Below are 6,950 nucleotides of genomic sequence, written 5' to 3' on the forward strand. Positions count from 1 at the left end.
GCCGAGCACGAACGCGACGCCGACGTTGACCGCGAGACCGACGACCCCGACGGCGACGACCAGCGCGAGCGCCCGCCCGTCGTCGACGGGGGCGAACGCCGCTCGTCCGAGCTCGAGGGCGACGACGACCAACAGAACACCGAGCAACGCGAGCGGGAAGGCTGCCAGCAGGGCGCCGGCGGCGACCAGCGCGAGCGCGAGGTAGCCGATCCCGAGCAGGACGTTCGCGCCGCCGGTCCGGGCGCCGAAAGCGTACTTGCCCGCGAGCCCGCCGCTGCCGTGACACATCGGGACGCCGCCGATCGGGATCGCCGCGAGGCAGGTGACGCCCATGCTCTGCGAGAGGTCGTCGGCCCGGACGTCCCGGTCGTAGAGGTCGCCACAGAGCAGGGCGGTCGCGATCGCCGCGTTGCCGACCGTCATCCCCAGCTGGGCGACGGTGGCCTCGAGCGCCCCCGTCGTAAGCGACGGCCCGCCGGCGGGGAAGAGCGCGGGCTCGGGCACCCGGGGTGTCGGGACGCCCGCGGTCGCGACGGCAGCGACGGCACCGAGCAGCAATACGACGAGGACGCTGCTCTGGCGGTAGCCGACGGCGGCGAGGGCGGCGACGACGGCGAGTCCGGCTGCGGCGACGGGGAGGCTCTCGAGGGAAAGCCCCACCGCGGACTCGAGCAACAGCAGGGCGACGGCGAACTGTACGCCTCGGATCACGGGCTCGCCGACGACCCGCTGGAGGTGGCCGACGAGGCCGAGCCGACCGACGACAAGCAACACGACGCCGGCGAGCAGCCCGGCTGCGGCGAGTTCGGGATACGAGAGGGAGCCGACGATCGCCAGCCCGATCAGGGCCTTCATCGGCTCGACGGAGAGGGGCATTCCGTAGTACAGCCCCCAGACGATCTGGAAGACGCCGAAGCCGACGAGGACGTGGGGCAACGAGACCGACGTCGTCGCGGCCAGCGCCACGACGAGCGGGAGGACCGTAACCGAATCTCCTAGCGCACCCGTCAGTTCGGACGTCGAGAGCTCGAGATCTCTTCGGGTCTTCGAACCGAACGAGTACGCCATCTACCCGGCATTTGGCGGGTAAGAACTTGACCCTTATCAGTAACTCTGTGCGATTCATTCGACGGGCTCTGTGGATCGAATCCGGTTACGTCTCGAGCGTTCGCTCGAGGATCGACTCGAGGTCAGTCTTCGCGTCGGCGTCGAGTTCCCCGAGTGGACGGCGCGGACGGCCGGCCGACTGATCCCGCATCGCGAGGGCGGCCTTGACGCCCGGAACGCCGAACCGCGAGGTGACGGCGTGGTTGAGTTCGACGATCGCGGCGTTTCGCTCGCGGGCTGCGTCCGTTCGATCCTCGCGGTCGAGCCGGTAGATCTCGCTCGCGAGTTCGGGAACGACGTTGGCGACCGCGAGCACGCCGCCGTCGGCGCCCGCCGCGAGCCCGGCCGCGTAGACGCTCCCGCTGCCGACGAGAACGGAGAAGGCGTCGTGGGTGTGATCGAGCAGCCGCTGGATCGACTCGAGGCTTCCGCTCGAGTCCTTGATCCCGGCGACGTTCTCGTGGGTCGCGAGCTCCGCGACCGTCTCGGGGGCGAGCGCCCGGCCGGTGAACTTGGGGACGCTGTAGAGGTAGACCGGGATCGGCGAGGCGCTCGCGACCTCCCGGTAGTACGCGACGAGGGCCGCGTCGTCGCTCCCGTAGTAGGAGGGCGTGACCACGAGCGCGGCGTCGGCGCCGGCCTCGGCCGCGCGCTCGGTCGTCTCGAGGGTCGGCTCGAGCCCCTCCCGACCGGTGCCGGCGAGGGTCGGGAGGTCGGTCGCCTCGGCGACCGTCTCGACGACCGCGACGCGCTCGTCGGTCGTCAGCGCCGGACCCTCGCCGGTCGAGCCGCAGGGAACCAGGAAGTCGACGCCGGAGCGCTCGAGCCACTCGGCGAGCGATCGCAGCCGCTCGTGATCGACCGCGCCGTCCGCGAACGGGGTGGCGATAGGGACGCCGGTACCGTGCATGAACCGGGGTACGACCGTCGGCCACATGGAACGTGGGGTTCGGGCAGCGTTCGCGGCGGACGGGAGACGATCGCTCGAGGAAAGAGTAAGTGTGACACGGCACCCGAACTACTTTCGGCGGCGACGACGAGCCGAGAGTATGGAACTGCGTCGGTTCGAGCCGGGAACGGCGGACGCCCGAGCGATAACTCGCGTCAACGCGCTGGCCTTCCGCGAGGCCTACGACGACCTGCTCCCCGACGAGGTGCTCGCGGGGTTCGGCGCTGACCCGTCCGACGAGCAGCTCCGCGAGTACGCCGACCGGCTGGCGAGCGATCGGGAGGGAATCTTCCTGGCGACAGTCGAGGGACGGGTTCGAGGCTACGGCTACGTCCGGTGGGGCGAGGGGACGAAGGCGTTCGTCGGCCCGGACGAAGCGGGTCTCAAGGAGCTGTACGTCGAACCCGACTGCTGGGGCGAAGGAATCGGGACGGCGCTGCTCGAGCGCTGTCTCGAGACCCTGCCGGAGGAGATCGAACGGCTGCGCCTCGAGATGCTGGCCGGGAACGAGGTCGGGCGGCGGTTCTACGAGGCGCGAGGGTTCGATCGAACCGGACGTTCGGAGTTCGAGATCGCGGGCGAGGCGTACCCGACGGCGATCTACGCGCTCGAGACAGCAACACAGCGCTGAAAGCGACGGACGGGTGCGTCAGTCGGCCGAGATCGAACAACTCCCCTCGTAGGCGACGTCCTCGACCGATTCGATCTCGGGCTCGTCGCCACAGACCGGACACTCCGAGTTCCGGAGGACGTCGACGGTGTCGAAGGTCATCCCCATCGCGTCGTACATCAGCAGCCGGCCCTCGAGCAGGTCGCCCTTCTCGAGGAAGTACTTGACGACCTCGGTGGCCTGAATACAGCCGACGGTGCCCGGAAGCACACCGAGCACGCCGGTCGTCGCGCAGTCGGGAACGGTGCCGGGTTCGGGTGCCTCGGGAAACACGCAGCGATAGCAGGGTGGGTTCTCGTCGCCGTCGCGCTCGTTGGTAAAGGTCGTCACCTGCCCCTCGAAGCGGTAGATCGCCCCGTGAGAGAGCGGGGTCTCGGTGAGCACGCAGTGGTCGTTGAGCAGGTAGCGGGTGCCGAAGTTGTCGCTAGCATCGAGGACGACGTCGTACTTCTCGACCAGCTCTCCGACGTTGTCCGCCGACAGCCGCGTCTCGTGGGTGTCGACGTCGACGTCCGGGTTCAGCGCCGCGACGTAGTCGGCCGCGCTGTCGACCTTCGGACGGCCGACGTCGTCGTCGCCGTGGACGATCTGGCGCTGCAGGTTCGAGCGCTCGACGACGTCGTCGTCGACGATCCCCAGCCGGCCGATCCCCGCGGCCGCGAGGTACTGGATCGCCGGCGACCCCAACCCGCCGGCGCCGACGACGAGGACGCTACCCTCGAGCAGGCGCTGCTGGCCCTCGGGTCCGATCTCGTCCATGATGACGTGTCTCGAGTAGCGATCGAGCTGCGTCGCGTCGAGGCGGAGTTCGCTCATACCGGATCTTCGGTCGAGACCGAGAAAAATCCGCGGGTCAGCCGACGGCTCCGATCGATCGCGGGATCCGGCAGATTACTGTGTGAACCGCGGTCTTTAATACCGTGGTTCTCATTGTCACGGGTATGGCAACCTCACCCAATGATGCCGGTGACGATGTCTTCGACGAATTCCTTTCGGACCGCGGTCACACGGTAGAGCGAGTGGGGTGGGAACAGGAGTATAACAAGAAGCAGTGTCCGGACTGCGGCGGCCTCCACGACCAGTCGGCCAGCACCTGCACCGTCTGCGGGTGGACGCCGACCCCGTAGCCGGAGCGCAACGACCGGGACCGATGATATTCGGCCCGCCAGCGGTTTTCCGGGCGTAACCCACGTCACTTATGGGTATTGCGACCCTGAACAGCTACAATGGCTACCACGGAGACGAAGGTCACCCGGTTGTTCGGTGGACCGGGGAGCGGGAAGACGACCGCGCTTCTCGATCACGTCGAAGAGATCCTCGAGCAGGATGGAGTTACGTTTCGGGATATTCTCGTCGTTTCGTACACTCGAGCGGCCGCACAGGAGGTTCGTGAACGGTTGGCCGAGCGCCTCGACGAGAGCCCGCGCGCGCTGCAGGGCAACGTCTGTACGATGCACGCGAAGGCCTACGAGCTACTGGATCTCTCCCGAAGCGACGTCATCGGCGAGTCCGACAAGGAGGAGTTCTGCGAGGAGTACGGCATCGAGTACGAGGACGAGTACTCGGGTGCGGGCCGGCGCACCGCCCGCTCGACGACGATCGGGAACAAGGTCATCGCGACGAGCCAGTGGCTCCAGCGGACCAGCCGCGAGGTCTCCGACTGGTACGACGTCCCCTTCCAGTGGGACGACGAGGAGGTTCGCCTCCCCCCCGAGATCGACGACCGCGCCCAGGAGGGCAACAAGTACACCCCGACCTGGCCCTCCGACGACGACCGGATCGACGTCCCCGAGGCGATCCGCGCCTGGCGCAGCTACAAGGGCGAACAGGGGAAGATCGGCTTCGCGGACATGCTCGAGCGCGTCAAGCAGCGCTCGCTGCTCCCGAACGTCGACTACCTGGTGATCGACGAGTTCCAGGACATCACCACGCTGCAGTACGACGTCTACGACGAGTGGAAACCCCACATGGAGCAGGTCCTGATCGCCGGCGACGACGACCAGGTCGTCTACTCCTGGCAGGGCGCCGATCCGGCCCTGCTGCTCGAGGAGGAGGTCGACGAGGACGTCATCCTGCCGAACTCCTATCGGCTGCCCTCGAACGTGCTGAACGCCGTGAACAAGGAGATCCGCCACATCGACCAGCGCCAGGACAAGGACCTCAAGCCCCGCAAGGAGGGTGGCTCGGTCGAGGCCCGCGCGAACGCCTCGATGCTCGATCTCGTCCGAATGGTCCGGCGCACGCTCGTCGAGGGCGACGGGACGATCATGCTGCTGTTTCGCGCCCGGTACCAGATGTTTCAGTTCATCGACGAGTTCATCACCGAGGGCGTGCCGTTCCGGTCGCTGACCGACCAGCGGATGTGGACCGACCGGCTCACCCAGTACGTCCGCGCCGTCGAGGCGATCGACCGCGGTGACGACGTCGACGGGCTCCAGGCCCGGCGGCTCGCCGACATGCTCCAGGACTCGGCCTTTGGCACCAACGAGCGCGACGCCCTCTTCGACGAGATCGACGAGCGCCAGGAGGAAGCCGGCGTCGAGGACTTAGAGGAACTCACCGTCCCCGCCGAGGTCATCGAGGACCACGCGCCGTTCATGCCCGGTCCCGCCTCGGCCGGCGACATGGTCCGGAAGGTGACGAACTTCCAGAAGAAGAGCATCCGCTCGTACTTCAACATCGGCGAGTACCAGGGGATGGACACCGACCGGGTCCGCGTCGGCACCATCCACTCCGCGAAGGGCCGCGAGGCCGATCACGTCTTCGTCGGCACCGACCTCACCGAGAAGGTCGTCGAGCAGATGGTCGCGACCGTCGACGACCCCACCGACGTCCCCGGCTGCGAGGAGTTTACCAAGACGACCTCGCCCGTGCCCGTGCTGACCGACAACGAACGGCGGGTCTTCTACGTCGGCATGTCCCGGGCCCGCGAGCGACTGTACATCCTCGAGAACCTCGTCGACGGCGCGCCGACGCTGCCGATCGACGTCCTGCTGACCAACCAGCTGACCGACCTGACCCTCGAGGAGCTGCTCGAGCAGGCACAGGCGCCCGACGGCGAGGCCGAGGAGCTCGAAGCCGAAGCGCCGTGACCGGCGACGTCCCCCTCGAGTCCGCCCTGCGCGAGGCCCTCGAACGCGAGGGCGCGAGCGTGTTCGTCCACGCCGGCCCCGCTCGCGATCCGGCGATTCGGTACTGCCTACCAGCGCCCGAACTCGAGCGAGAGTCGAAGCGAGAGCGCCGCGCCGTCGCGTTCGACGGCCGCGAGTGGCGGGTTCGCTCGGCAGCCGACACCGGCGTCGATCCGGCCAGCGCGCTCGCCGACGACCTCGCCGCGGACGGCCTCGAGGGAACCGTGCTGACGCCGGCCCGGATCCCCCACGACGCCGCGCTCTACCTCGAGGGCGCCGGCTTCTCGCTCGCCTCGACCGACGTCGTCGCCCGATCCAGAGCGACGAAGACGGCCGCCGAACGCGAACGGATCGCAGACGCACAGGCGGCTGCAGGCGCCGGAATCCGACGCGGCGCCGCACTGCTCGCGAGCGCCGACGTCCGCGAGGGTCGGCTCCACCTCGAGGGCGAGCCCCTGACCGCCGAGCGGCTCCGGATCGCGATCGACGGGGGAATCGTCGCCGCGGGCGGGTTCCCGGACGGCAACACCGCGGTCTCGATCCCCGGCGACGGCCCGGTTCGACCGGGCGTTCCGATCGTCCTCGAGACCGCGCCGCGGGAGCCGTCGGGGTACTACGGCGGGCTCGCCCGGACGTTCGTTCGCGACGGCGACGGCGGCGACGAGCGACGCGCCCACGTCGGCGTCACGCATGCGTTTCGCTCGGCCGCGTCGATGCTCACGGCCGACGCACAGTCGGTGACCGCCGTCGAGGCCGACCTCGAGGCCGAGGTGCGGGCGTTCGGGTTCGAGGACGAAATCCGAACTCGCGTCGTCGGCGTCGGCCTCGAGCCCGCGGAGCGTCCGAACCGCGGCCGCCAGGCGGTCGACGCGGGAGCCGTCGTCCGACTCGACGTCGGGGTCGAGATCGAGGACGGTCGGATCCGACTGACGGAGCTGCTCGCGGTCGACGGGTCGGTCGAGCGGCTCGAGTCGATCCCGCGGTCGCTCGATCCGGCGGCCCTCGAGTGATACGGATTGCTGTAACTATTTACCGCCGATCGCCGACCCCGTTCTGGCGATCGGCGATAATTGACTACAGTAAACCGTATGAG

7 protein-coding genes are annotated in these 6,950 nt (G+C 68.7%); 4 read left to right on the forward strand and 3 right to left on the reverse strand.

Annotated elements, in window-relative coordinates; translation table 11 throughout:
- Together ACNA7R_RS18360 and ACNA7R_RS18365 are read right to left on the reverse strand one after the other, a co-directional pair.
- Positions 1-1,068: putative sulfate/molybdate transporter (locus tag ACNA7R_RS18360; RefSeq protein ID WP_416284967.1), on the reverse strand; the 1,068-nt coding region annotated here is incomplete at its 3' end.
- 85 nt (positions 1,069-1,153) lie between these two features.
- Positions 1,154-2,017, reverse strand: coding sequence for a dihydrodipicolinate synthase family protein (locus tag ACNA7R_RS18365; protein WP_416284968.1), 864 nt, complete (start codon positions 2,015-2,017; stop codon positions 1,154-1,156).
- A 139-nt stretch (positions 2,018-2,156) separates the two neighbouring features.
- Here ACNA7R_RS18365 and ACNA7R_RS18370 point away from each other — a divergent pair, with 139 nt between their 5' ends.
- Complete coding sequence (locus ACNA7R_RS18370) at positions 2,157-2,687, forward strand: GNAT family N-acetyltransferase (RefSeq protein WP_416284969.1); 531 nt, start codon at positions 2,157-2,159, stop codon at positions 2,685-2,687.
- A gap of 18 nt (positions 2,688-2,705) precedes the next feature.
- Here the strand turns inward: ACNA7R_RS18370 and ubaA are convergent, their stop codons facing one another.
- A complete protein-coding gene (ubaA, locus tag ACNA7R_RS18375; protein WP_416284970.1) occupies positions 2,706-3,542 on the reverse strand; it encodes an SAMP-activating enzyme E1 in 837 nt (278 codons plus the stop codon).
- A gap of 125 nt (positions 3,543-3,667) precedes the next feature.
- Here ubaA and ACNA7R_RS18380 point away from each other — a divergent pair, with 125 nt between their 5' ends.
- The 3 genes from ACNA7R_RS18380 (at position 3,668) to ACNA7R_RS18390 (ending at position 6,867) form a co-directional block, all read left to right on the forward strand.
- A complete protein-coding gene (locus ACNA7R_RS18380) occupies positions 3,668-3,853 on the forward strand; it encodes an HVO_0416 family zinc finger protein (RefSeq protein ID WP_416284971.1) in 186 nt (61 codons plus the stop codon).
- 99 nt (positions 3,854-3,952) lie between these two features.
- Positions 3,953-5,818, forward strand: coding sequence for a UvrD-helicase domain-containing protein (locus tag ACNA7R_RS18385; RefSeq protein WP_416284972.1), 1,866 nt, complete (start codon positions 3,953-3,955; stop codon positions 5,816-5,818).
- Complete coding sequence (locus ACNA7R_RS18390; RefSeq protein ID WP_416284973.1) at positions 5,815-6,867, forward strand: M24 family metallopeptidase; 1,053 nt, start codon at positions 5,815-5,817, stop codon at positions 6,865-6,867. The genes ACNA7R_RS18385 and ACNA7R_RS18390 overlap by 4 nt, the downstream gene beginning before the upstream one ends.
- Positions 6,868-6,950: the final 83 nt, after the last annotated feature.

The sequence above is a fragment of the Natronococcus sp. genome (assembly GCF_047921035.1).
In the GTDB taxonomy this organism is placed as follows: domain Archaea; phylum Halobacteriota; class Halobacteria; order Halobacteriales; family Natrialbaceae; genus Natronococcus.

What these genes read in the sequence shown, in the direction of transcription:
- ubaA (WP_416284970.1), bottom strand. Translation starts at nt 3,542, where the DNA reads ATGAGCGAACTCCGCCTCGACGCGACGCAGCTCGATCGCTACTCGAGA.
- ACNA7R_RS18365 (WP_416284968.1), bottom strand. Translation starts at nt 2,017, where the DNA reads ATGCACGGTACCGGCGTCCCTATCGCCACCCCGTTCGCGGACGGCGCG.
- ACNA7R_RS18370 (WP_416284969.1), top strand. Translation starts at nt 2,157, where the DNA reads ATGGAACTGCGTCGGTTCGAGCCGGGAACGGCGGACGCCCGAGCGATA.
- ACNA7R_RS18380 (WP_416284971.1), top strand. Translation starts at nt 3,668, where the DNA reads ATGGCAACCTCACCCAATGATGCCGGTGACGATGTCTTCGACGAATTC.
- ACNA7R_RS18385 (WP_416284972.1), top strand. Translation starts at nt 3,953, where the DNA reads ATGGCTACCACGGAGACGAAGGTCACCCGGTTGTTCGGTGGACCGGGG.